The sequence below is a fragment of the Pseudomonas cucumis genome (genome assembly GCF_030687935.1).
GTDB lineage: Bacteria > Pseudomonadota > Gammaproteobacteria > Pseudomonadales > Pseudomonadaceae > Aquipseudomonas > Aquipseudomonas cucumis.
The window spans coordinates 3,145,391-3,167,677 of record NZ_CP117454.1; the positions used below are offsets into that span (position 1 = coordinate 3,145,391).

Annotated in this window: 22 protein-coding genes and 2 pseudogenes; 19 read left to right on the forward strand and 5 right to left on the reverse strand. The window is 59.4% G+C overall.

Annotated elements, in window-relative coordinates; translation table 11 throughout:
* Nucleotides 1-12: 12 nt before the first annotated feature.
* Nucleotides 13-645 (forward strand): response regulator, encoded by a 633-nt coding sequence (locus PSH97_RS14270; RefSeq protein WP_305445376.1) that lies wholly within the window; start codon nucleotides 13-15, stop codon nucleotides 643-645.
* A gap of 7 nt (nucleotides 646-652) precedes the next feature.
* On the opposite strand, the gene PSH97_RS14275 is transcribed toward PSH97_RS14270, so the two are convergent.
* Complete coding sequence (locus PSH97_RS14275) at nucleotides 653-1,177, reverse strand: transporter suffix domain-containing protein (protein ID WP_305449799.1); 525 nt, start codon at nucleotides 1,175-1,177, stop codon at nucleotides 653-655.
* A 193-nt stretch (nucleotides 1,178-1,370) separates the two neighbouring features.
* Between PSH97_RS14275 and PSH97_RS14280 the strand changes: the two genes are divergently transcribed.
* Genes PSH97_RS14280 through PSH97_RS14290 form a run of 3 tightly spaced genes read left to right on the forward strand, consistent with a single transcriptional unit; the run spans nucleotide 1,371 to nucleotide 5,084 of the window.
* Nucleotides 1,371-2,903, forward strand: coding sequence for an efflux transporter outer membrane subunit (locus tag PSH97_RS14280; protein ID WP_305445378.1), 1,533 nt, complete (start codon nucleotides 1,371-1,373; stop codon nucleotides 2,901-2,903).
* Nucleotides 2,900-4,039: an HlyD family secretion protein gene (locus tag PSH97_RS14285; RefSeq protein WP_305445379.1), complete on the forward strand. Its 1,140-nt coding sequence runs from the start codon at nucleotides 2,900-2,902 to the stop codon at nucleotides 4,037-4,039. Before PSH97_RS14280 ends, PSH97_RS14285 begins: the two co-directional genes overlap by 4 nt.
* Complete coding sequence (locus tag PSH97_RS14290; RefSeq protein WP_305445380.1) at nucleotides 4,029-5,084, forward strand: DUF2955 domain-containing protein; 1,056 nt, start codon at nucleotides 4,029-4,031, stop codon at nucleotides 5,082-5,084. Before PSH97_RS14285 ends, PSH97_RS14290 begins: the two co-directional genes overlap by 11 nt.
* Here PSH97_RS14290 and PSH97_RS14295 read toward each other — a convergent pair.
* Both PSH97_RS14295 and PSH97_RS14300 read right to left on the reverse strand, forming a co-directional pair.
* Nucleotides 5,069-5,392: a hypothetical protein gene (locus PSH97_RS14295; RefSeq protein WP_305445381.1), complete on the reverse strand. Its 324-nt coding sequence runs from the start codon at nucleotides 5,390-5,392 to the stop codon at nucleotides 5,069-5,071. The genes PSH97_RS14290 and PSH97_RS14295 overlap by 16 nt on opposite strands.
* Nucleotides 5,389-6,315 carry a helix-turn-helix domain-containing protein gene (locus PSH97_RS14300; protein ID WP_305445382.1) on the reverse strand — a complete coding sequence of 309 codons (927 nt, stop codon included), beginning with the start codon at nucleotides 6,313-6,315 and terminating at the stop codon, nucleotides 5,389-5,391. The genes PSH97_RS14295 and PSH97_RS14300 overlap by 4 nt, the downstream gene beginning before the upstream one ends.
* A 160-nt stretch (nucleotides 6,316-6,475) precedes the next feature.
* Here PSH97_RS14300 and PSH97_RS14305 point away from each other — a divergent pair, with 160 nt between their 5' ends.
* From PSH97_RS14305 to PSH97_RS14335, 7 genes are all read left to right on the forward strand, one after another.
* On the forward strand, nucleotides 6,476-7,834 hold the full coding sequence (locus tag PSH97_RS14305; protein WP_305445384.1) for a glutamine synthetase family protein: 1,359 nt from the start codon (nucleotides 6,476-6,478) through the stop codon (nucleotides 7,832-7,834).
* A gap of 151 nt (nucleotides 7,835-7,985) precedes the next feature.
* Nucleotides 7,986-9,074: a polyamine ABC transporter substrate-binding protein gene (locus tag PSH97_RS14310; RefSeq protein WP_305445386.1), complete on the forward strand. Its 1,089-nt coding sequence runs from the start codon at nucleotides 7,986-7,988 to the stop codon at nucleotides 9,072-9,074.
* A complete protein-coding gene (locus PSH97_RS14315; protein ID WP_305445388.1) occupies nucleotides 9,071-10,372 on the forward strand; it encodes an NAD(P)/FAD-dependent oxidoreductase in 1,302 nt (433 codons plus the stop codon). The genes PSH97_RS14310 and PSH97_RS14315 overlap by 4 nt, the downstream gene beginning before the upstream one ends.
* A 115-nt stretch (nucleotides 10,373-10,487) precedes the next feature.
* Entirely contained in the window at nucleotides 10,488-11,084 is a 597-nt protein-coding gene (locus PSH97_RS14320) for a paraquat-inducible protein A (RefSeq protein WP_305445389.1), read from the forward strand.
* Nucleotides 11,081-11,737, forward strand: a complete 657-nt coding sequence (locus PSH97_RS14325; protein ID WP_305445391.1) for a paraquat-inducible protein A — start codon at nucleotides 11,081-11,083, stop codon at nucleotides 11,735-11,737. The genes PSH97_RS14320 and PSH97_RS14325 overlap by 4 nt, the downstream gene beginning before the upstream one ends.
* Nucleotides 11,718-13,373 (forward strand): PqiB family protein, encoded by a 1,656-nt coding sequence (locus PSH97_RS14330; protein ID WP_305445392.1) that lies wholly within the window; start codon nucleotides 11,718-11,720, stop codon nucleotides 13,371-13,373. Before PSH97_RS14325 ends, PSH97_RS14330 begins: the two co-directional genes overlap by 20 nt.
* 17 nt (nucleotides 13,374-13,390) lie before the next feature.
* Nucleotides 13,391-13,945 (forward strand): PqiC family protein, encoded by a 555-nt coding sequence (locus PSH97_RS14335; protein WP_305445394.1) that lies wholly within the window; start codon nucleotides 13,391-13,393, stop codon nucleotides 13,943-13,945.
* A 4-nt stretch (nucleotides 13,946-13,949) separates the two neighbouring features.
* On the opposite strand, the gene PSH97_RS14340 is transcribed toward PSH97_RS14335, so the two are convergent.
* Complete coding sequence (locus PSH97_RS14340; RefSeq protein WP_305449800.1) at nucleotides 13,950-14,795, reverse strand: site-specific integrase; 846 nt, start codon at nucleotides 14,793-14,795, stop codon at nucleotides 13,950-13,952.
* Nucleotides 14,796-15,210: 415 nt separating this feature from the next.
* On the opposite strand from PSH97_RS14340, the pseudogene PSH97_RS14345 reads away from it, so the two are divergent.
* From PSH97_RS14345 to PSH97_RS14370, 6 genes and pseudogenes are all read left to right on the forward strand, one after another.
* Nucleotides 15,211-15,410 (forward strand): annotated as a pseudogene (locus PSH97_RS14345) (lipid IV(A) 4-amino-4-deoxy-L-arabinosyltransferase); the annotation flags it as partial.
* Entirely contained in the window at nucleotides 15,407-15,751 is a 345-nt protein-coding gene (gene arnE, locus PSH97_RS14350) for a 4-amino-4-deoxy-L-arabinose-phosphoundecaprenol flippase subunit ArnE (RefSeq protein ID WP_305445396.1), read from the forward strand. The pseudogene PSH97_RS14345 and the gene arnE, both read left to right, overlap by 4 nt.
* Nucleotides 15,748-16,161: a 4-amino-4-deoxy-L-arabinose-phosphoundecaprenol flippase subunit ArnF gene (gene arnF, locus PSH97_RS14355; protein ID WP_305445398.1), complete on the forward strand. Its 414-nt coding sequence runs from the start codon at nucleotides 15,748-15,750 to the stop codon at nucleotides 16,159-16,161. The genes arnE and arnF overlap by 4 nt, the downstream gene beginning before the upstream one ends.
* A complete protein-coding gene (locus PSH97_RS14360; RefSeq protein ID WP_305445400.1) occupies nucleotides 16,158-17,537 on the forward strand; it encodes a UDP-glucose dehydrogenase family protein in 1,380 nt (459 codons plus the stop codon). Before arnF ends, PSH97_RS14360 begins: the two co-directional genes overlap by 4 nt.
* Before the next feature lie 95 nt (nucleotides 17,538-17,632).
* Nucleotides 17,633-17,872 (forward strand): annotated as a pseudogene (locus PSH97_RS14365) (glycosyltransferase); the annotation flags it as partial.
* Nucleotides 17,873-18,005: 133 nt separating this feature from the next.
* Nucleotides 18,006-18,524: a GNAT family N-acetyltransferase gene (locus PSH97_RS14370; protein ID WP_305445402.1), complete on the forward strand. Its 519-nt coding sequence runs from the start codon at nucleotides 18,006-18,008 to the stop codon at nucleotides 18,522-18,524.
* 2 nt (nucleotides 18,525-18,526) lie between these two features.
* On the opposite strand, the gene PSH97_RS14375 is transcribed toward PSH97_RS14370, so the two are convergent.
* Nucleotides 18,527-19,492 carry a LysR family transcriptional regulator gene (locus tag PSH97_RS14375; protein ID WP_305445404.1) on the reverse strand — a complete coding sequence of 322 codons (966 nt, stop codon included), beginning with the start codon at nucleotides 19,490-19,492 and terminating at the stop codon, nucleotides 18,527-18,529.
* Between the two features lie 305 nt (nucleotides 19,493-19,797).
* Here PSH97_RS14375 and argH point away from each other — a divergent pair, with 305 nt between their 5' ends.
* Together argH and PSH97_RS14385 are read left to right on the forward strand one after the other, a co-directional pair.
* The gene (gene argH / locus PSH97_RS14380; RefSeq protein ID WP_305445406.1) at nucleotides 19,798-21,225 is read left to right on the forward strand and encodes an argininosuccinate lyase; all 1,428 of its coding nucleotides are present in this window, start codon (nucleotides 19,798-19,800) and stop codon (nucleotides 21,223-21,225) included.
* Nucleotides 21,226-21,399: 174 nt separating this feature from the next.
* Nucleotides 21,400-22,278: an amino acid ABC transporter permease gene (locus tag PSH97_RS14385; protein WP_052966338.1), complete on the forward strand. Its 879-nt coding sequence runs from the start codon at nucleotides 21,400-21,402 to the stop codon at nucleotides 22,276-22,278.
* Nucleotides 22,279-22,287: the final 9 nt, after the last annotated feature.

Consider the following 22,287-nt stretch of genomic DNA (forward strand, 5'->3'; position numbering starts at 1 on the left):
TGAATGCCTGCGATGAACCTGCCCTACCCGATCCGCGTCGCCCTGGTCGACGATCACTCCCTGGTCCGCGACGGAATCAAATCGCTGCTGGCGGTCATGGCGCAACTGGAAGTGGTGGGAGAAGCCGAGAATGGCGCGGATGCCATTGACATGGTCGGGCGCTGCCAGCCGGATCTGTTGCTGGTCGACATCAGCCTGAAGGACATCAATGGCCTTGAGCTGACCCGGTTGTTACGCAGCCAGTACCCATCGCTCAAGGTGCTGGTGCTGAGCATGTACGACAACTATGAATACGTGAGTGAATCCGTTCGCTCGGGTGCCAGCGGCTATGTACTGAAGAATGCGCCTTCACGGGAAATCATTGCGGCGATCGAAGCCATTGTCAGCGGCGGGACGTTCTACAGTGCCGAGATCGCGCAGCGGCTCATTGCCGATAAAAGTACCGACAACGAGCTGACTCCGCGCGAAAGCCAGGTGCTGTACAAGATGGCTCAGGGGCTGAACAACAAGGAAATGGCTCGCGAACTGGACATCAGCGTCCGGACGGTAGAAACCCATCGCCTGAGCATCCGTCGCAAACTCAACATCGACAAACCCGCCGCCCTCGTAAAGTACGCGATCGATCACGGAATCATTTCGCGTTAGAGGCGATTCACACCGCACTCGTATTAACGACACGTGCCGTGCGAATAAACAACGCGCGTACCTTGTCCCAGAAATTCCCCCCAAGCACGAAAAAGCTGCCGATCAACATGGCATCGCCCAGCGCCTGGAGCTGCCAGATATTGGGTCTCAGTCCCGGCCAAAGAGTGTCTATGTAGGGTTCGAGAAATCCCGAGATCAGCGGCAGGCAAAACATCACGAGGCCAATTCTATGGCGAGCCGGGCCTACTTCCACGTCTGCCGCCGGTGCAAGCGCGGAGACGTAACCAAACATACTGCGCTTGAGTTGCTGAAAGCCGGATTTGCCCATAATGGCAATCGCGAGAATCAACAGAATCTTGTTACTGATAAACAGAACACCAGTCAGCGCCGCGATCTTTGAGCCAGGCACATCCGCTGCGGCAGCGAGAGGTACCATCAGCCACGATCCCAACATCAAACAGATAATCGCGATGCCCAGTTTGAAGCGCCAACCAGCGGAACTAGGTACGTTGTCATCCTGAGGGTTGCTCATGGTCTTCTTAACCTTCTTTCTGGCCGGGATTAATAGATCTTCAGAAGCGTAGCAGTTGCTCGATCCCATGATCATTCAACATGACCTTGTATTTATCCGAGCTGTACTAACCTAAGCGAACCGGTAACCAACGCCATTTCAATATCAGGTATGTTCGGATGACGTTTTCCCAAGATCTAGTTTCAGTGCACCGATGCTGACGCACTCGGGTCGGCTGCTTCTGCTGGTCGCCCTTGGCCTTGGCGGCTGTGTCCGTCTTGGGCCGGATTTTCAGGCCCCCGGCGAGGCCTGGACAAAACTCTGGAGCAGCCCTGCGCTTGAGCAGGCCAGCCAACGAAGCCTGAATCCCGACCTTCGCCAGTGGTGGCAAGTGTTCGCCGACCCTGTCCTCGACGCGCTGATCGCCGAATCGGATGCGCACAATTCAGACTTGAAAATCGCCGGCCTTCGCGTCATGGAAGCCCGTGCCCGGTTGGGTATTGCGCAAAGCGGACGCTATCCGCAACTGCAACAGGCCAGCGCCGACAGTCTGTACTTCAACCGCAAGCAGTCCGGCGGTAACAACCCACAAGACAGCCATTTCTGGCAACACAGCGCGGGCTTTGACGTCGGTTGGGAGCTGGACTTCTGGGGGCGTTTCAGTCGAGCCATCGAGTCGTCCGATGCCAGTTATTTCGCGGCTCAAGCCAACTATGAAGACGTACTTGTACTGCTGCGTGCTCAGGTGGCCGACACATACTTTTCGTTGCGCACCACCGAAGCGCGTTTACGCGTGGCCCGAGAAAACGCCGAGCAGCAAAAGCGCAACTTTGAGATCACCGAAAAACTGTTCAACAGTGGCCAGAGCGCCGAACTCGACTTGCAACAAGCCAAGACCCAGTACCTGGGCACCTTGAGCAGCATTCCAGATCTTGAGGCGCAAGTACTGCGCACCCGCAACGCGTTGGCTGTGCTGATCGGGCAGCCACCCAGCGCCCTGCCCCAATTGCTCGAAAGCGAGGGACTGATCCCGCTGGTGGACCTAGCCGTGCTGCAAGACGTGCCGGCCAGCCTGTTGTTGCGTCGCCCGGACGTGCGCGCCGCCGAGCTCAATGTCGCCGCCCAATCGGCACTGATCGGTGTGGCAGAAACCGACTTCTATCCGTCGTTGACCTTGCTGGGCAGCATCGTCTGGACCACCGACACGTTGAGCGGCACCTCCAACAGCCTGGACCTGATCGGCGGCCCCAGTTTGCGCTGGAACCTGTTCGACCATGGCCAGATCAGCAACAACGTGCGTGTACAGGATGCGCGTTTGCAGCAGCTGATTGAGGTTTATCGCGACAAAGTTCGCCAGGCCGCACGGGAGGCCGATGATGCCGCCAGCGGGCTAATCAAATCACTGGAACGCGAGCGCATCCTGCGTGAGGCGGAAGTCGCCGCCAAGCGCTCATTGAGCCTGGCCAACACCCAATACCGCGAAGGTTACTCGGACTTCCAGCGCGTGCTGGATGCTCAACGCGCATTGCTCGAACAGCAGGACAATTACCTGCTCAGCCGCAGTAACGCGGTGAGCAACCTGATCGCCCTGTACAAAGCCCTTGGCGGTGGGTGGTACAGCGCCCAGCCGACAGTCGATCAAGACACTCGCCGGCAAATGGAACAACGCACCGACTGGGGCAACCTGCTGAATGAGCCGGTCCCTTCGCAAGCCTCCTATCCCGTGCCAGAAGGTCAAAGCCGATGACTGAACCCTCGCCGCCCGTCACTGAGGCGCCCTCCCCCAAGGCTCCCGAGCCTGCCGCCGATCCTGCAAAAAAAGGCATCAAATGGGTGATGCTGCTGATCGTATTGAGCCTGGCCTGGTACTTGTTGGCTGACCGTTTCACGCCGTATACGCAACAGGCTCGGGTGGGCGCCTTTGTCATACCGGTGGCATCCGAAGTGGCAGGTCGGGTGACCCGTGTGAATGTGCGCAACAATCAGGACGTCAAAGCGGGCGATGTGCTGTTTGAAGTGGATCAGCAGCCCTATCAAATAGCCGTCGACCGTGCACGCGCAGACCTCGAGTCGACACGCCGACAGATCGGTGCCAGCACCGCCGGCATTGCCTCCGCGCAAGCCTCGTTGCGAGCGGCCCAGGCCAACGAACTCAAGGCCCGACAGGATAACGAACGCCTTGAAGGCTTGTACCGCGAAGACCGGGGAACCATTTCCGTGCGCCTGCTGGAGGTCTCCCGGGCCAGCCGTGAACAGGCCGTCAGTCAGGTCGCCGCAGCCCATGCCGAAGTCCAGCGGGCACGGGAACAGGAAGGCGGCAGCGAGGAAGACAACGCGCTGTTGCGCAGCGCCGCCACAGCGTTGTCAAAAGCCGAACTGGACTTGTCCAACACACAGATACGCGCACGGTCGGCGGGACTGATCACCGATCTGCGCACCGATGTCGGACAGTTCGCCACTGCCGGCAGCCCGGTCATGACCCTGATTGCCATCCACGATGTGTGGATCAGCGCGGACATGACCGAAAACAACCTCGGCCTGGTGGAGGTCGGCACCCCTGTTTCGATCGTTCTGGATGCCCTGCCGGGGAAGGTTTTCCAAGGGCGTGTGCGCAGTGTCGGTTACGGTGTCAGCGTCGGCCAGCCCCCTGCGCCCGGCAGCCTCCCCAGTGTGCAGAACAGTCGTGACTGGCTGCGTCCGGCCCAGCGTTTCCCGGTGATTATCGAGTTTTCGGAAGACTCAAGGAAAACGCTGTTCGACAGTCGCGCCATCCGTGCCGGGGGGCAGGCTGAAGTCATGGCGTTTCCTACCGAAGGCAATCCGCTGAACCCGCTTGGGCGTCTGTTTGTAGGGCTAATGAGCTGGCTGAGCTATGCCTATTAAGGGCGTGCCTGCTCAGCGCACGCCTCGTGTCCAGCGGGCGTTGCGCCTGGCCACCGGCACGGCGCTATGCCTGGCCATCAGCTTCGGCCTGGCGCTGCCGATCCCCTTTATTTCGCCAGTGCTCGCCGTGTTGTTACTGGCCTCGCTCAATCGGCCTTTGCCGTTCAAGGCCGCACTGGTGCTTGCGGTGGCTGCGATGCTGACCACCGGCATCGGCCTGTTGCTGATCCCTGTCCTGCGTTATTACCCCTTCTGCGGTGTGCTGCTGATTGGAGTCAGTCTGTTCCTGGCGTTTGGCTTTGGCCTGCGCGGCGGCAATACCTTGATCATGACCTTCCTGATCATTGGTCTGACCATGATTTCATCGGCCGGTGTCGCCGAGTTCGATCTGGCAATGATGGTCATCGGCGCCTTGGTCAAGGGCTTGATCCTCGCCGTCATCGTCGTGGCGATCAGTCACTGGCTGTTTCCTGATCCCGCCAATGCACCCTCCCCACCCGCCGCCAGCACACTGCCGGCGCAAGAGGTGAGCAGGGTTGCGTTGCGTGCGACCCTGATTGTCATACCGGCGTTCCTGTTGGCACTGATTGACCCGGCGAGCTATCTGCCGATCATTTTGAAAGCGGTCAGTCTTGGCCAGCAGAGTTCGACGACAACGGCGCGTAGCGCTGGTCACGAACTGCTCGGTTCGACCTTGATGGGCGGGCTGTTGGCCATTGTGTTCTGGTGCGCGCTCAGCCTGTTTGTGCACCTGTGGATGTTCTTCCTGTGGATGCTCCTGTTCGGCTTGCTGTTGGCGCGCAAGCTCTATGCCCTGAGCCCGACCCGACAAACCCCGGGGTTCTGGCTCAACAGCCTGGTCACACTGATCATCCTGTTGGGCCAGTCGGTTCAGGACAGCCTCGCCGGGAAAGACGTCTATACCGCCTTCGTCGTGCGCATGGGATTGTTTATCGCCCTCACGCTCTATGCCTTGCTGATGGTTCATCTACTGGATCGGCGGCAGCGCAACCCAGGCGTCACTCAGGCTCACGGGGTTACCTGATAACCCCGCCCTTGCAGGCAACCGTGATGGGGCTGTTTCACATCGTCCTCGACCGGCTCATAAAACTCGTCATATTGACGTCCTCGTTCCTCCGCCTTCCTCGTCCCGGCAGCAGCATCCACCGCAGCACCCTCCGAGGGTGGCGGGCTTGAGGTGCTCTGTATGGCCACGAGGTTGCTGCAATCGTCGATGTCCAGCTGGACTTGTTGCGAGGTCTGCCCGTTCAAGGGCACGACCGTTTCGGCCTGAACCTGCGAATAGACCATCGACATTACGACGCACAGGCTGAACGACGATAACCGACTCATGATGACCTCCGACACGGTCCACTGTGTTTGCGGGTCAGCGTTTGGCTGGGAAGTTCCTGGAACAACGCCCGGTAACTGCTGGAAAACCGTCCTAAATGCCAGAACGACCAATTCATCGCCACTTGCGCGACCGTCGTCTCCCCAGCCGTTCGCCTGAGCAATTCGCGGCGCGCGCTGTTGAGCCGACGCAAGCGCAACCAATGCGTGGGGGTCATTCCGGTATACGCCTTGAACGCATGCTGCAACTGACGCAGCGAAACCCCGGCTACCTGGGACAGCTCCAGCAAATTGAGGGTTTCTTCCGGTGTATCGGCGGCCCATTCGGCGACGCGCTTCATGATCGTTCGCTCTTCCGCCCGACGCTGCAAACCTGCGCGATCAAGGCACACACAGGCGTTATCGAGGATGTACAAACAGTCCTCTAATAGTTGCTGGGTCAACGCTTCCTTGCTCGGCGGATCCAGCGTCTGCGTCAACCGCGTCAACGTTCCGCTCAACCAGCGGCTGAACAGCGCGTTCTGGCCTGAGTTGAGCGGCGACATGAACAAGCCTTCGAGCCGCGCCACATCCAGCCCATGCCGCTGAACGAATTGTGGACCGAACACCACGGCGATTTCCTGGTAGTTCTCCGGAGTGATCCAGATGTTGCGGCTTTCACCGTTCAACACGTACAGCGAGTTGTCGTTGCGATCGAAACAGAACGCCAGCGCGCCATCGGGGGCGCTGAAATTCTGCTCGACGCGGGTGTTCATCTGTTCCTCGTAAATCTCTACGCCCTGCAAATCCAGATAGCGCACCCGCCCGGCGAAATGTCCCGGAGACATCTGCTGATAGTGCTGCACCCAACCCGGCGTGGCGCGGATTTGCTCGGCCACGTCGGCGGTGTTGAACGCTTGAACCTGTAACGGATTACACGCTGTCATGGGACGCCTTGCGCACTCTTTTGGTGCGCTTTGTGCTGTTTAAAGTGGATAGATGGAACGGCAAGGCTCACCCAAGATAGTCGTCAACGCGCCACAGGGGAAGTGTCCGGTGGATGAAGCCGCTTTCCCCGGCGTAACAAAAACCAACAACGAGGTCTTTATGAATGTCCCTTTCGATCAGCTGCTCACGTGGCTGAAAGATCACAAGATTACCGAGGTCGAGTGTGTGGTCAGCGACTTGACCGGCATTGCTCGCGGCAAGATTGCACCCACCAACAAGTTCCTGCATGAGCGAGGCATGCGCCTGCCGGAAAGTGTGCTGTTGCAAACGGTAACCGGGGACTTTGTCGACGACGACATCTACTACGACCTGCTCGACCCGGCCGACATCGACATGGTCTGCAAGCCCGTCGCCGACGCGGTTTACGTCATTCCATGGGCCATCGAGCCGACCGCCATCGTGATCCATGACACGTTCGACAAGTTCGGCAATCCCATCGAACTGTCGCCACGCAACGTGCTGAAAAAAGTCCTGAAACTCTACACCGACAAAGGCTGGAAGCCGATTGTCGCGCCGGAAATGGAGTTCTACCTGACCCAGCGCTGCGAAGACCCGGACTTGCCGCTCAAGGCGCCACTGGGACGCTCGGGCCGTGCGGAAAGCGGTCGTCAGTCGTTTTCCATCGACGCCGCCAACGAGTTCGATCCACTGTTTGAAGACGTCTACGACTGGTGCGAACTCCAGGGCCTGGACCTCGACACGCTGATCCATGAAGACGGCCCGGCGCAGATGGAAATCAACTTCCGTCACGGCGATGCGCTGGACCTGGCGGACCAGATCACTGTGTTCAAACGCACCCTGCGCGAAGCGGCACTCAAGCACAACGTCACCGCGACCTTCATGGCCAAACCCATTGGTGACGAACCCGGCAGTGCCATGCATATCCATCAAAGCGTGGTGGACATTGCCACCGGCCAGCCGATTTTCGCCGATGCCGACGGGCAGATGAGCGAGTTGTTCCTGCACCACATCGGCGGCTTGCAAAAGTACATTCCCAAAGTACTGCCGATGTTCGCGCCCAACGTCAATTCGTTCCGCCGCTTCCTGCCCGACACCTCGGCACCGGTCAACGTTGAATGGGGCGAAGAAAACCGCACCGTCGGCCTGCGCGTGCCGACCTCGACGCCGGATGCCATGCGCGTGGAAAACCGCTTGCCGGGCGCTGATGCCAACCCATATCTGGCGATTGCCGCGAGCCTGTTGTGCGGTTATCTGGGCATGGTCGAAAAGGTCGAACCGAGCGCCGCGGTGCAGGGGCGTGCCTACGAGCGACGCAATCTGCGCCTGCCGATCACCATCGAAGACGCACTGACCCGCATGGAAGAGTGCGAAACCATCGAGCGCTATCTGGGCAGCAAATTCGTCCGGGGTTACGTCGCAGTCAAGCGTGCCGAACACGAAAACTTCAAGCGCGTGATCAGCTCCTGGGAGCGCGAGTTCCTGCTGCTCAGCGTCTAACTCCCCTGACGATCGTTCCCACGCTTTGCGTGGGAATGCAGCCCGGGACGCTCTGCGTCCCATTGGAACGCGGAGCGTCCCTTGAGGCATTCCCACGCAGAGCGTGGGAACGATCAGCCTGAAGAATCCAATAACTAAAAAAGGTGTCGATATGCGTCTATTGAAATCCGTGGTTCCGGTCTCGCTGGCGTTGCTGTTCAGCGCCACTGCACAAGCTCAGCCAAGTGTGAGCGTCTACAACTGGACCGATTACATCGGCGAGACCACCCTCGCCGACTTCCAGGCGAAAACCGGGACCAAAGTGATCTACGACGTATTCGACTCCAACGAAACCCTGGAGGGCAAACTACTCGCCGGCCGCACGGGTTATGACGTGGTGGTGCCCTCCAACCATTTCCTCGCGCGTCAGGTCAAGGCCGGCGCGTTTCTCAAACTGGATCGCTCGCAGTTGCCCAATTGGAAAAACCTCGACCCGAAACTGTTGGCCTTGCTGGAAAAAAACGATCCGGGCAATGAACATTCGGTGCCGTACCTGTGGGGCACCAACGGCATTGGCTACAACGTCGACAAGGTCAAGCAGGTGCTGGGCATCGATCGCATCGATTCCTGGGCGGTGTTTTTCGAACCGGAGAACCTGAAGAAGCTCAGTCAGTGCGGCGTGTCGATGATGGATTCGGCCGATGAGGTATTCCCGGCGGTCCTGAACTACATGGGTATGGACCCACGCAGCGAAAATCCCGCGGACTTTAAAAAGGCCGAAGCCAAACTGATGACCATCCGGCCTTACATCACCTATTTCCATTCGTCCAAGTACGTGTCGGACCTGGCCAATGGCGACATTTGCGTCGCGTTCGGCTATTCGGGCGATGTGTTCCAGGCGGCGAACCGTGCCAAAGAAGCGAAGAATGGCGTGAACATCGCCTACTCGATCCCGAAGGAAGGCAGCAACCTGTGGTTCGACCTGTTGGCGATTCCTGCCGACGCCAGCAACCCGAAAGAGGCCCACTCGTTCGTAAACAATCTGCTGGATCCGCAGGTGATCGCCAAGGTCAGCGCCTCGGTCGGTTATGCCAATCCGAACCCGGCGGCCAAGCAATACATGGACCCCGAGCTGGTCAATAATCCAGAGGTCTATCCTCCTCAGGAAGTCCTCGACAAGCTCTACATCTCAACCACCCCGCCCCAGCCGATCATGCGTCTGATGACCCGCTCCTGGAGCAAAGTGAAGTCCAACCAATGAATCAGTACGATACCGAACACGCTCATTCTTATTACGCCGCGTCGGCCAACAGCCTGGCGCCCTACCCCGTGCTGGCTTGCGACCTCAAGGCCGATGTCTGCGTGGTGGGCGGCGGTTTTACCGGCGTCAACACCGCGATCGAACTGGCGCAGCGCGGGCTCTCGGTCATTCTGCTGGAAGGCCGGCGGATCGGCTGGGGCGCCAGCGGGCGTAATGGCGGGCAGCTGATCCGCGGCATTGGCCATGACGTCGAAGGTTTCGCCCGATATGTCGGTCAGGACGGCGTGCGCTATTTGGAGCGTGCGGGCATCGAGTCAGTGGAGCTGGTGGGCAACCGCATCCGCGAGCATGGGATCGATTGCGACCTGCGCTGGGGCTTCTGCGAGCTGGCCAACACCCCGGCGCAGTTCGCCGCGTTCAAGACTGAACAGCAAAGCCTCGCCGAACTGGGTTACACCCATGAAACCCGACTTGTCGGCCCCGAGCAGATCCGCCAGCAAGTGGTGGGCTCCGATGTTTATGCCGGCGGCCTGATCGACATGGGTTCGGGTCATTTGCATCCGCTGAATCTGGTGCTTGGCGAAGCGCGTGTGGCCGAATCCCTCGGGGTGCGAATATTCGAACAGAGCCCGGTGCTGGAGTTGATCCACGGCAGCACCGTGCAGGTTCGCTGCGCCGGCGGCACGGTACGCGCCGGCAGTCTGGTGCTGGCCTGCAACGCGCACTTGGAAGAACTCGAACCACGCCTGAGCGGCAAGGTTTTACCGGCAGGCAGTTACATCATCGCTACCGAACCTTTGGCACCTGAGGTTGCTGCGCAATTGATCCCGCAGAACCTGGCGCTGTGCGACCAGAAGGTAGGCCTCGATTACTACCGGCTCTCGGCGGATCGACGCTTGTTGTTCGGCGGTGCCTGCCATTATTCCGGGCGTGATCCGGCGGACATCGGCGCTTATATGCGGCCGAAAATGCTCAAAGTCTTCCCGCAGTTGGCGCACGTGCGCATCGATTATCAATGGGGCGGCATGATCGGCATCACCGCCAACCGCTTTCCCCAGGCCGGACGCTTGAGCCAGTACCCGAACGTGTTCTACGCCCAGGGCTATTCCGGTCATGGGCTGAACGTGACCCATTGGTGTGCACGGTTGCTGGCTGAAGCGATTCATGCCGGGCACAGCCAGGGGCTGGACGTTTTCAGCGCCGTGCCGCACATGACCTTCCCCGGTGGAAAAGTCTTGCGTTCACCGCTGCTGGCCCTTGGCATGTTCTGGTATCGCCTGCGCGAATTGCTCGGCTGACCGCCTCCTACAGGGACCGCTTTGACTCTGAATAGTCTTTTAATTTGCTCAATCGCAAGTCACTTCTATATTGAGGGGGGGCTCTGACTTTCCTGCCTCCTGGCGAGTGCGGCCTATGGCTACGACTGACCAACTGATCATCTGCGAGCACTGCGACTGCGTGTATGAAAAAGTCACGCTCGCCAAACATCAAAAAGCCCTCTGCACACGCTGCGGCGGGGTGCTCCAGCGTTACAACGGTTTGTCGGTGCAACAGCGCCTGGCGCTGAGCTTCACCGCAGCGGTGCTATGGATTTTCGCCAATTTCTATCCGGTCATGAGCATCAGCCTCAAAGGCCTGAAGAACAGTGCGACGCTTTGGGATTCGGTTGTGGCGTTGAGTCAGGGGCCGATCACGTTTATTGCGCTCGTGGCGGCGATCTCCATCATTATCGCGCCGGTGTTCCAGTTGCTCCTGCTGATCTGGGTGTTGAGCTTCGCCCTCACCTCTCGACGTTCACCCGGCTTCAAGCTGTGCATGCGCTGGCTGGAAACCCTCAGGCCGTGGAGCATGCTGGAAGTCTGTCTGCTAGGCGCAATGGTTGCAGTGTTCAAACTCGCCGGGATGCTGGATGTACTGCCCGGCATTGGCCTGTTTTCCCTCGCCGTTCTCAGCCTGTTGCTGATCCGCATCGCCGGGCGCGATGTCCGTGAATTGTGGGACATCCTATGAACAGGCCACCGCTCGCCAGCGAACTCAACCTGTGCCTATGCCATAGCTGCGGCCTGGCCTGTGACATAACCGACAACCCTCACGAATGCCCACGCTGTGGCGCGCCCCTGCATGCCCGCAAAGCCAACTCATTAGCTCGCACTTGGGCCTACTTGCTAGCCTCACTGGTGTTTTATATCCCGGCCAATCTGCTGCCGGTGATGAACACCAGTCTGTTCGGCAGCGGCTCCGACAGCACCATCATGAGCGGCGTGCTGGAGTTCTGGGCACATGGTGCCTGGGACATTGCCCTGATCATTTTCATCGCCAGCATCGCGGTGCCGGGCGTCAAGTTCGTTGCCCTCTCTCTACTGCTGATCACGGTGCAACGCGGCAGCCTGTGGGCGCGCAAGGAGCGTTCGCAGCTTTACCGTTTCGTCGAGTTGATCGGCTATTGGTCGATGCTCGACGTGATTGTGGTCGCGCTGGTCGCAGCGCTAGTGAAATTCCAGGCCCTGGGCGATATTCAACCGCGTGTGGGCATTCTGTTTTTTGGTCTGGTAGTGGTGTTCACCATGCTGTCGGCAATGAGTTTCGACCCGCGTCTGATCTGGGACAAGGGGCCGGAAAAACCACAAAACGAGGAGGTCATGGATGAAGTCGCAAGCCACTGATGGGCCGCAAGCCCCCGGCCAGGCCAGTATCAAGACCCGTCGCTTCAGCGTTTCGCTGGTATGGATCGTGCCGATCGTTGCGGTGCTGGTGGGGATCTCCCTGGTGATTCACAGCGTGATGCAGGAAGGTCCGACCATTACCGTCACCTTCAAAACCGGTAGCGGCCTTACGGCCAACAAGACCGAGGTCAAGTATCGAAACGTGGTCATCGGCCATGTCTCGGAAGTAAAGCTGAGCAACGACCAGAAGAGCGTCAACGCCACGATCAAACTCGACAAACAGGCTGAAAGCTTCACCCGCGAAGATTCGCAATTCTGGGTCGTGCGACCGCGCATTGGTGCTGGTGGCGTCTCGGGCATCGATACGCTGCTGTCAGGCGATTACATAGGCGCCGATATCGGCGTGGCCAATGCCCGATCCAAACACTTCACGGGCCTGGAAAACCCGCCGCCCATTACCTATGGCGAACCGGGCAAACGCTTCATGCTGCACACCCAGGACCTCGGATCGCTGGATATCGGCTCCCCCGTTTACTACCGCAAGATCCCGGTCGGGCAAGTGGTGGCCTATGCGCTGGATGCAGATGGCAAAGGGGTGAACATCGAAATTTTCGTACATTCGCCCAATGACGCCTTCGTCACGGAGAACACCCGGTTCTGGAACGCCAGTGGTATCGATGTGAGCGTCGGGGCCAATGGTTTTGCGGTGAAGACTGAATCCCTCTCGTCCCTATTGGTGGGCGGCATCGCGTTTCGCGCGCCGGAATACAGCCCCAATGATCAGCCGGCCAGCGAGAATAAAGCCTTCGACCTGTTCGAAGACCAGCATACCGCCCTCGCTCCTCCCTATGGCAAGGGCCAGTACCTGAGTTTGCGCTTCGATCAGGCCTTGCGCGGGCTGAAGGTCGACGCGCCGGTGGAATTCCTCGGCATCGAATTTGGCAAAGTCGTCTCGGTCAATCTGGATTTCGACGCGAAAAAACGCAGCTTTCCAGTCAATGTCGGCATCGTGATCTACCCACAACGACTCGGCCAGGCCCATGCCAAGATGCTTAAGGCCTTGAATCATGATCCCAATGATGAAGCCGCCAGTATCAAGCTGATGGGCAGTTTCATCGACAACGGCCTGCGCGCTCAGGCCCGTAGCGGCAATCTGTTGACCGGTCAGCTTTACATCGCACTCGACTTCTACCCCAACGCGGAGAAAGTCGTGTTCGATCCTGCCGCCCGTCCTGTCGTCATTCCCACCATTCCTGGCAGCCTCGAACAGTTGCAGGAGAAACTGGAGAGCATGGTCAACAAAATCAACCAGCTGCCCATCGAACGTATTGCCGGCAATCTCGACAGCAACCTCGTCGAACTGCGCAAAGGGCTCGTGCAGTTCAATGCCAGGACCCTGCCCGGTGTGCAGACCACCCTGGCGGACGTCAGCAAGACCTTGCAATCGGCCAGTTCGACCCTGGCCGAGGATTCGCCGCAACGAGAACAGTTGACTCAGACCCTGGACGAACTCGGGCGCATGTCTCGCTCATTGCGTGAGCTCTCGGACTACCTGGGCCGGCATCCGGAATCACTGATTCGCGGCCGTCCCGACAATGCCGCACCGATGGATATGAAGGCGCCCCCGCGCAACTGACCACAGGAGCAACACCCATGGCTATCCCACTGAAGATCTCTCTGGTCACTGCACTGTTACTGCTCACCGCTTGTCGCAGCGACCCGATTCAGTTTCACACCCTGACCCCTGCCCAATTGAGTGGAGCAAGCAGCAGCGGCGCGGAGATCCAGATCGAGGGCATCACGGTGCCGCCCCAGGTCGACCGTCCGCAGATTGTCATTCGCCAGGGCAACAGTGGCGTGGCGATCCTCGAAACCGAATGGTGGGCGGCGAGCCTGGTGGACGAGTTGCGCAGCGCCCTGGTCGATCAACTGGTCAACGGCAACCTGCAACGCAGAGTGTCGTTGCGCCTGGACGTGCAGCGCTTTGATTCGATTCCCGGTCAATACGCCTTGATCGACGTCAAATGGCGCCTGCGCAGTCTCGGCGCCGGCGATACCGCACTGATCACCTGTCGCAGCACCTTGCAGACCCCTTCCGGCGTGAGCATCGATGATCTGGTGGTGGCCCATCAGAACAATGTGAAGCGGTTAGCCGCGCTGATCAATCAGGCGATCAGCGCGCAAAAAGGGTGTCCTTCGGCGTCCTGACGGTTCACAAATCAAAGCGGTCAACCGCCCGACGGCGTTCATTGTCGTCGCGCACGTCGTAATTGGCCGTGGTCTGGATGTTGCTGTGGTGGGCCAGTTTCTGCGCGATCGACAGGTCGTGCTCTTCAATCACTCGGGTGATGAATGACCGCCGGAAATCGTGCGGCATGATTTTCACCCCGACCTGTGCGCCGCGTTGCCGGGCAATGTAGTAGATCGCATGCTTGGTAATGCGCTCGCGGGTAATGTGGCTGCCACGGCGGATGCGGTTGAACAGGAATGGATCATCCGTTTCGCCCTCCTTTAACTGCGAACGCCGCAACTCCAGCCACGCATCCAGTTTGGCGAAGGCCCAGGCTGGCGCGTACTTGATCAGCTGTTTGTTGCCCTTGGCGGTGACGCACAGGCTGCGCTCAGTGAAATCCACTTGGGCCAGGTCCAGATTCACCGATTCCGATTTGCGCATCCCCGAACCGTACAGAATCCCGATGATTGCCGCGTCCCGTAGCCCTTGTGGCCGTGGATCGGCGGCGCAGACCTCCATCAAGTCGCGAATCAAGGTGCGCTTGAGATTGCGCCCCTGGGACAGTCGCGTGCCGGCAATGCCTTTGACCGAGCGCATTTTCAGCAGGTGTTCCTGACTGATCAGGCTCATGCGCCACGCTTCGTTCATCACCCCGCGCACCGCGTTAACGTACAGCGACGAGGTGTTCGGCGCGTAACCGTCTTCGCGCAAGGTCGCCACCAGTGCAACGACATCCTCGGGCTGCAGTTGATGCCAGGGAATCTCGTCGATGTTCATGTCTTCGAAGTCCAGACGGTCGGCGGCGTCCTGCAACACATAACGCATGGTCAACTGGCTGGACGGCGCCAGACGCGCCAGATACAGGGTCAACGGGTTGGCTTTGGAAATGCTGGGTTCAGTAGCAACTAAGTCAATCAATGAAACGGCCTTGAAAATGAATAAAGTTCAACACAACAACTAAACAATGAATCTACACCTTCCCTGCATTCGACGAGCCCGAGGGGCCGTCACGCTGCCGATCATGGCCGGGAAAGTCAATTGATGGCTTCTTGGCTTATCGGCTAAGCCTTTGTAAACACGATACTTTCGGCGAATTCGCTGAAGGGCTTCGTTCGCCCGGAGATCAGGTCGGCACAGCTACGTCAGGATTATCGCAAACCGAGCATCGCCAATGCCAAACGTCTGCTTGACTGGATACCAACGGTGGAGATGAGCGAGACCATCGGCAACACGCTGGTCGTACAGCACGATAGGCGAATTGAAATATGGCCTCTCTATCCTGATTCGGTGAAGCAGCGAGTCGACCTGGACAAGGTGCAACCGTGGATGCAGGTCAAGGGCGATGGCGAGCTGCAAGAAATCGAACGACTGCCCAAGGATGGCAAACGTTATGAACAAGGCAACCTGGTGATTCTGATTTCTCCTCAGGGGGCGTCATGAGCCTGCTGCTCGTATTGGCTGCCTGCCTGCTGACCTGCCTGGGCCAGATCGCCCAGAAGTACGCCGTGGAAAGTTGGCGCGGCAAGGCGTCGGGCTGGGGCGAGAAACTGCGTTCGCCGTGGCTGTGGCTGGCGCTCGCTTCTCTGGGAGTGGGCTTGCTGGTCTGGCTGCTGGTGTTGCAGCGCCTCGAAGTCGGCGTCGCCTATCCCATGCTCAGCCTGAACTTCGTATTGATCACACTGGTCGCCCGCTTCGTCTTTCACGAACCCGTCGACCGCCGTCACTGGCTGGGCGTGGCGCTGGTGATCGCTGGCGTGGCGCTGCTGGGGCAACACGCATGAGCCTGCGTCGCGGACTCGCCTTCGCCCTGGGCAGCGTGCTGCTGGGTAGCGCCGCGCAGTTGGGCATGCGCTGGAGCATGACCCGCTTGCCCCATCCCGAACAATTGATACCCGCCTTGAGCAACGGCAGCGTCGATGTATTTGCCGTGGCCGTCGTGCTCGCCGCCATCCTCGCCTATGCCGTGTCGATGTTCACCTGGCTCGCCGCCCTGCGGGATTTGCCCCTGGGTCGGGCCTATTCGCTGCTGAGCATCAGCTACGCGCTGGTGTATGTGTTGGCCGCCAGCCTGCCGCTGTTCAATGAAACCTTCAGCTTTTCGAAAACCCTGGGGGTGGCGCTGGTCATCCTCGGTGTCATCACCATCAACTCCGGACCTGTTCACGCGCCCCCTATCAGGAGAGCTCCATGAAAATCAGTGTATTTGGCAGCGGTTACGTTGGCCTGGTGCAAGCCGCCGTCCTGGCTGAAGTCGGCCACGACGTGGTGTGCATGGACATTGACGAGAAGAAAGTCGAGTTGCTGCAACAAGGCCACGTGAGCATTTTCGAACCAGGGCTGGCCAGCCTGGTGCGCGAAAGCCTGGAAGCCAAACGGTTGCAGTTCACCACGGACGAAAAGTTTGCGGTGCAGCATGGCCAGGTGCTGTTCATTGCCGTGGGCACGCCGTCCCGGGACGATGGTTCGGCGGACCTGCGCTACGTGCTGTCGGTGGGTGAAGCGGTGGCGCGTCACCGTGAACAACCGGTGATTCTGGTGGAGAAATCCACGGTGCCGGTGGGCACGGGCGATACCCTGCGCGCCCATATTGAAAAGTGCCTGCTCAAGGTCGGTCGGCTGTTGCAGTTCGATATTGTCTCCAACCCCGAGTTTCTAAAGGAAGGTTCGGCCGTGGCCGATTGCCGGCGCCCGGACCGCATTATCATCGGCTGTGAACGCGACGACGTGCGCGACGTGATGCGCGACCTCTACGCCCCTTTCAACCGCAACCATGACCGCATCATGTTCATGGACCTGCGCAGCGCCGAGCTGACCAAATACGCCGCCAACTGCATGCTGGCGACCAAGATCAGCTTCATCAACCAGATCGCCGAACTGGCCGAGCACCTGGGCGCCGACATCGAATCGGTGCGACTGGGCATCGGTGCCGATTCGCGCATCGGGTATCACTTCATCTATCCCGGGTGCGGTTACGGCGGTTCGTGTTTCCCCAAGGACATGCGTGCGCTGATTCACAGTGCCGAACAGGCCCACTGCTCCAGCGATCTGCTGCAAGCGGTTGAAGCCATCAACCAGCGGCAGAAACACAAACTGTTCGAGCGCATCAACGCCTTCTACCAGGGCGATTTGCGCGGCAAGACCTTCGCCGTGTGGGGCCTGGCCTTCAAGCCCAACACCGATGATATGCGCGACGCGCCGAGTCGGGTGGTGCTGGAATCGCTTTGGGCTGCCGGGGCTAATGTGCGGGCGTTCGACCCGGAAGCCATGCAGGAAACCCAACACCTTTACCCCGACGAATCGAAGCTGATGCTCATGGGCACGCCGGAATCGGTGCTCGCCGGGGCCGACGCACTGATCATCTGCACCGAATGGCAGCAGTTCAAGGCGCCGGACTTCAACTTGATCCAGCAACGGCTCAACGCACCGGTGATCTTCGACGGGCGCAACCTGTACGATGCCGAACGCCTGGCCCGCAGCGGCTTCCTGTACTTCCCGATGGGCCGTGGCGAATCGCGCAACCTGCCGATTCCCCATCAGCAATGGCCAGCGGCCTCGGTCGTGGCGTGAACACGGTATCGCCCGGCATTAGTCGGCAGTCCCTGGGAGTTGGGCTGCTGGCGCTGATGTTGTTCATTGCCGGGGTTTACCAGCAAGCGGCGATCGGTTTCGGCTTGCTGGCGACCGTGTTGTTGGCGATGTGTGTCGGTGTGCTGCTATGGCTGGCCGAAACCAGCGGCGGGCCGGCTTTCATGCAAGATGTGGTGCGCATGCAGTTCCTCGGGCGCATGGATGGCAGCGAGGGGGTCAGCGGTTCGCTGTATTACTTCACCCGTTCGCTGGGTAACTATGGGCTCGCTTATCCGCTGCACGTCAATCCCTTGCAGCAGCTGCCGAGCCTGCGAGGCTGCGTTCGGCGACGAAGTCGTCGCAAACCCTCAAACCCCGATTCATCTGAAACACCACCGTGCCTGATTTCACGACTGCTGCGCAGCCGAACGCAGCCTCGCAGGCTCGGCAGCTGCTACAGTGGCCCGTATGAATTTCACTGTACGCCGTGCCCAATCTGCCGACGCCTCCGCCCTCCCCGCCATCGAGCGTTCGGCGGCTGCGCTGTTTCGCTGCGACCCTTCATTGGCCTGGCTCGCCGACGCTGCGGTAGCCGATACCGAACACCATCAAATGGCAATTGAGAACGAGCAGGTTTGGGTGGCGCAATCGGCCGACGGTGAACTTATGGGGTTTCTCAGCGCCATTGAAGTCGACAGGGAACTGCATATTGAGGAACTGTCCGTCAGCCAACAGTTTCAGGGCCAGGGCGCTGGCCGTAAGTTGCTGTTAACGGCACTCGAACACGCACGCAAACGGAAACTCGACGGTCTGACTTTGACCACGTTCCGCGACTTGCCCTGGAATGAACCGTTTTATCGCAAACTCGACTTTGAAACATTGAGCCCGGCCGAAATAGGCTCGCGTTTAAGGACGGTGTTGAACAACGAAATCAACCACGGTCTGCCTGGGGAACGACGGTGCGCGATGCGCTTGAAGCTGCGTTAGCCTCAAACCGGCGCCTTCAAATCCACCCCTAGCGCTTGGGCAAACGCCTTCACCAACGGACTGCGCACGGTGTTGTGACGCAGGATCAGATTGAACGGCGTGACGATGTTGATCAGGTCCGGACGCACCGCTCGAAACTGCCCCTGAGCCACCAGTGTTGCCGCGTAATGCTCGGGTAGAAAACCCACAAAACGGCCGGTCTTGACCAGCAGCGCCACGGCTTCCACTTGAGTCGCCGAGGCGGAAAAGCTGTCGTAGCGGGCAAAATTCAGTTTGTCCCGATGGATCGCGTAGCGGTGGTTGATGCACTCGTAATCCTGCAGCACGTTCCCGCCCATGTCTGCTTCCGGCACCGAGAACAGCGGATGGCCGACGGCGCAATACACGTACGAGTGCTCTTCATAAAGCGGGAAGTAATCGAACTCTTCTCTTTTCTGATAAACCGGCACGATTCCGGCCACTAACCGTCCTTCGACTACGCCTCTTTCTACCTCATCTAACTGAGACGCCTGAAGTTGAAATCTTACTTTCGGCGACTCTTCATTTATTTTTCTCAGCGCCGTAACTAACGGCGAATTAGTGTCCGTGATCGTATTGTCAATAACACCCACCCCAAGATCGCCAATAAGTTCGTTCTGCGCCGAACTAAGCCGATCACGAAAGTTATCGACCGAAGCAAATAAATCGATTGACGCCTGGTACACCAGACGCCCTTCTTCGGTCAGGTGAAAGCCTTCCCGCCCTCGGGTACACAGGCGCATGCCGATGCGAATCTCAAGGTCCGAGATCTGTTTGCTGATGGCCGCCAAGCCCACATTCAGCTCATTCTGCGCTGCGCTGAAACCGCCGGCCTCGACCACGGCCTTGAATACTTTGAGCAGTTTGAAGTCCAGGCCGCTGAGGGCCAGCGGCGCCCGATGTACCGTTTTTGGCGGCGGGTTTCCGGAATTGGAAAGTGGGGTTTCCATAATGCTTATTTACCTCTGGCGCCCTATTCAACAATCTGTGCCCAACAACAAAAACATAGCTGGCCAATAATAATGAACACAGAAAACAAGGCTTGGCAACCGTTAATAAATCCCACAGATCAGTGCCAACTCACTGATTTCGAACTATTAAAAGCTGACACTTCGATCAGCTCTCGCGACGATTCAACTGCCCTCTTGGAAACTGCTTTGGCCTAACTACGCCCCGTTGAATCTATTCAACCGAGGCAAGTGTTCAGGGCCTGGCACACCGATTTCAGTTCGCTTTACCGACGAGGAAAACAACAATGTCTCAAACCACCGACCGCCTCTGGGGTGCCCGCTTTAAGAGCGGCCCGTCCGAAGCCCTGGCGGCCCTGTCCCGTTGCCCCGAGCGCTACTTTCGCCTCACCCCGTACGACCTCGCTGGCTCCAGGGCGCATGCCAGGGAATTGCAGCGCGCAGGGCTGTTGAGCGAGCAGGAAACCCAGACCATGCTCGACGCTCTGGAGCGTATCGGTGATGACTTCCGTGCCGGCAGCATCGCGCCGACGCTGGACGACGAAGACGTCCACACCTTCATCGAGCGCCTGCTGACCGAACGCCTCGGCGCACTGGGCGGCAAGCTGCGCGCCGGCCGCTCGCGCAACGACCAGACCGCCAATGACCTGCGGCTGTTCCTGCGTGATCACGTGCGCACCCTGGCCGTCGAAGTGCTGGCCTTGCAACAAGCACTGGTGGATCAGGCCGAGCAACACATCGAGAGCATCTGCCCGGGCTTCACTCACTTGCAACAGGCGCAACCGATCGTTTTCGCTCATCACTTGCTGGCCCACGCCCAATCGATGTTGCGTGACGTGCAGCGCCTGGTGGATTGGGACGTGCGCACCTCGCTGTCGCCACTCGGTGCCGCGGCGATGGCCGGTTCTGCGATTGCTCGCCTGCCGCAGCAGTCGGCCAAGGAAATGGGCTACAGCGGTGTGTGCGAAAACTCCATCGACGCCGTGGCCAGCCGCGATCACGTCGCCGAGTTCCTGTTTATCGCCAGCATGCTCGGGATCAACATTTCCCGTCTCGCTGAAGAATTCTGCCTGTGGTCGTCGCGCCAATTTCGCTGGGTCGCACTGGACGATGCCTACGCCACCGGCAGCTCGATCATGCCGCAGAAGAAAAACCCGGACATCGCCGAACTGGCCCGGGGCAAGGCTGGCCGCTTGATCGGTAACCTGACTGGTCTGCTGTCGACGCTCAAGTCCCTGCCGCTGTCCTACAACCGCGACCTCAGCGAAGACAAAAATGGCGTGCTCGACAGCGTCGACACCCTGCTGCTGGTGTTGCCGGCCATGGCCGGAATGGTTGCGACCATGAAGGTCAACGTCGAAGAACTGCGCCGTCAGGCACCGCTGGGCTTCACCCTCGCCACCGAAGTGGCCGACTGGCTGGCGGTGCGCGGTGTGCCGTTCAAGGAAGCTCATGAAATCACCGGCGCATTGGTCCAGGCCTGCGAGAAACATGACATCGAATTGTGGGAAGCGTCCCCGGCGCTGTTGGCCGAGATCGATTCACGTCTGACGCCAGAGGTGCGCGACAGCCTGACCCTCGAAGCCGCCATCGCTGCCCGCAGCGGCTGGGGCGGCACCGCGCCGCAACAGGTGCGCGAGCAGATCGGCCGGTTGAAAACCGCCCTTGCCGCGCAGCAACAATGGACCGAGAACTATCAGGGTTTCCGTCTCTGAATCAACGCCACCAAACCTGTGGGAGCGGGCTTGCCCGCGAAGAGGCCGTATCAGTCGACATCAATGCTGAATGACCCACCGCCATCGCGGGCAAGCCCGATCCCACAGGGATTGTGCTGCAACGAATAAACCATACACGCCGCCTGAATCGAGGGCGGCGTACGGAGAAACAACATGAGCCAGACTCAGGCAGAACGACTCCAGGCGGAGCGCAAACTGGCGGAAAACCAGTTCGATATCACCCAGTACCAGCATGTGCCACGGCGTTACTACGGGCGGATTTTCTTCGCCACGGTGATCGTGATTGCGATTGTCGGCCTGGTGCGCGCCTTCGCCGAAGGCAAGATCGAATGGTCGTACATCGGCCAGTTCCTCACCTCTCAGGCCATTATGTGGGGCCTGCTCAACACCATCGTCATGGCGGTGCTGGCGATGGCGCTGGGCATCGTATTCGGGGTGATCACGGCGATCATGCGCATGTCGGCCAACCCGATCCTGCGCTATGTGGCGCTGACCTACACGTGGCTGTTTCGCGGCACGCCGCTGATTCTGCAGCTGCTGCTGTGGTTCAACCTGGCGCTGATTTTCCCCACCATCGGCATCCCCGGCCTGTTCGAAATGGACACGGTGAGCCTGATGACGCCGTTCGTGGCCGCCCTCCTCGGCTTGAGCATCAACCAGGGCGCCTACACCGCCGAAGTGGTGCGCGCCGGCCTGCTGTCGGTGGATACCGGGCAGTACGAAGCCGCCAAGTCGATCGGCATGCCGCGACTGCAAGCCCTGCGCCGGATCATACTGCCCCAGGCCATGCGGATCATCATTCCGCCGGTGGGTAACGAGTTCATCGGCATGGTGAAAATGACCTCGCTGGCGAGCGTCATCCAGTACTCCGAACTGCTCTACAACGCCCAGAACATCTACTACGCCAACGCCCGCGTGATGGAGCTGCTGATCGTCGCCGGTATCTGGTACCTGGCCACCGTCACCGTCCTGTCCTTTGGTCAAAGCCGTCTGGAGCGTCGTTTCGCTCGCGGCGCCGGCAAGCGTTCTTGAGGAGTTCAA

Coding starts and splice junctions, on each gene's coding strand:
- PSH97_RS14270 (WP_305445376.1), top strand. CDS start 13: ATGAACCTGCCCTACCCGATCCGCGTCGCCCTGGTCGACGATCACTCC.
- PSH97_RS14275 (WP_305449799.1), bottom strand. CDS start 1,177: ATGAGCAACCCTCAGGATGACAACGTACCTAGTTCCGCTGGTTGGCGC.
- PSH97_RS14280 (WP_305445378.1), top strand. CDS start 1,371: ATGCTGACGCACTCGGGTCGGCTGCTTCTGCTGGTCGCCCTTGGCCTT.
- PSH97_RS14285 (WP_305445379.1), top strand. CDS start 2,900: ATGACTGAACCCTCGCCGCCCGTCACTGAGGCGCCCTCCCCCAAGGCT.
- PSH97_RS14290 (WP_305445380.1), top strand. CDS start 4,029: ATGCCTATTAAGGGCGTGCCTGCTCAGCGCACGCCTCGTGTCCAGCGG.
- PSH97_RS14295 (WP_305445381.1), bottom strand. CDS start 5,392: ATGAGTCGGTTATCGTCGTTCAGCCTGTGCGTCGTAATGTCGATGGTC.
- PSH97_RS14300 (WP_305445382.1), bottom strand. CDS start 6,315: ATGACAGCGTGTAATCCGTTACAGGTTCAAGCGTTCAACACCGCCGAC.
- PSH97_RS14305 (WP_305445384.1), top strand. CDS start 6,476: ATGAATGTCCCTTTCGATCAGCTGCTCACGTGGCTGAAAGATCACAAG.
- PSH97_RS14310 (WP_305445386.1), top strand. CDS start 7,986: ATGCGTCTATTGAAATCCGTGGTTCCGGTCTCGCTGGCGTTGCTGTTC.
- PSH97_RS14315 (WP_305445388.1), top strand. CDS start 9,071: ATGAATCAGTACGATACCGAACACGCTCATTCTTATTACGCCGCGTCG.
- PSH97_RS14320 (WP_305445389.1), top strand. CDS start 10,488: ATGGCTACGACTGACCAACTGATCATCTGCGAGCACTGCGACTGCGTG.
- PSH97_RS14325 (WP_305445391.1), top strand. CDS start 11,081: ATGAACAGGCCACCGCTCGCCAGCGAACTCAACCTGTGCCTATGCCAT.
- PSH97_RS14330 (WP_305445392.1), top strand. CDS start 11,718: ATGAAGTCGCAAGCCACTGATGGGCCGCAAGCCCCCGGCCAGGCCAGT.
- PSH97_RS14335 (WP_305445394.1), top strand. CDS start 13,391: ATGGCTATCCCACTGAAGATCTCTCTGGTCACTGCACTGTTACTGCTC.
- PSH97_RS14340 (WP_305449800.1), bottom strand. CDS start 14,795: ATGCGTTATGTGTTGCAGGACGCCGCCGACCGTCTGGACTTCGAAGAC.
- arnE (WP_305445396.1), top strand. CDS start 15,407: ATGAGCCTGCTGCTCGTATTGGCTGCCTGCCTGCTGACCTGCCTGGGC.
- arnF (WP_305445398.1), top strand. CDS start 15,748: ATGAGCCTGCGTCGCGGACTCGCCTTCGCCCTGGGCAGCGTGCTGCTG.
- PSH97_RS14360 (WP_305445400.1), top strand. CDS start 16,158: ATGAAAATCAGTGTATTTGGCAGCGGTTACGTTGGCCTGGTGCAAGCC.
- PSH97_RS14370 (WP_305445402.1), top strand. CDS start 18,006: ATGAATTTCACTGTACGCCGTGCCCAATCTGCCGACGCCTCCGCCCTC.
- PSH97_RS14375 (WP_305445404.1), bottom strand. CDS start 19,492: ATGGAAACCCCACTTTCCAATTCCGGAAACCCGCCGCCAAAAACGGTA.
- argH (WP_305445406.1), top strand. CDS start 19,798: ATGTCTCAAACCACCGACCGCCTCTGGGGTGCCCGCTTTAAGAGCGGC.
- PSH97_RS14385 (WP_052966338.1), top strand. CDS start 21,400: ATGAGCCAGACTCAGGCAGAACGACTCCAGGCGGAGCGCAAACTGGCG.